This window comes from Zoogloea sp. (genome assembly GCF_023150065.1).
Lineage (GTDB): Bacteria > Pseudomonadota > Gammaproteobacteria > Burkholderiales > Rhodocyclaceae > Zoogloea.
In genome coordinates this window covers 1-281 of the sequence record NZ_JAKLLN010000081.1, presented here as the reverse complement: position 1 = coordinate 281, position 281 = coordinate 1, and the positions used below count along the sequence as shown (strand labels likewise).

General features: G+C 67.6%; 1 protein-coding gene. It reads right to left on the bottom strand.

Going from position 1 to position 281, the window contains the following annotated elements:
* Positions 1-281: DUF4143 domain-containing protein (locus tag L6Q67_RS23510; protein ID WP_367171673.1), on the bottom strand; the 281-nt coding region annotated here is incomplete at both ends.

Below are 281 nucleotides of genomic sequence, written 5' to 3'. Positions count from 1 at the left end.
AGGTGAGGCGAGCCGGCGCCAGCCGAGCACCTGGCAGCCTTCCCGCGCATAGGCGTCGTCGCCGCCATAGACGATCCACGGCGGCAGGGCGTCCGGGCCGGCGAAGGCGGCCCAGCGTTTGGCCGCCGACAGCCAGTCGGAAACGAAGGTGGCGCCCGACTTGATCTCGACGGGCTGCAGGCGCGACACGTTCTCGAAGAGCAGATCGATCTCGTTGCCGTTGTTGTCGCGCCAGAAAAAGAAATCCGCCGGCTCGCCCGTGTTGAAGCGCTGCCGGATGA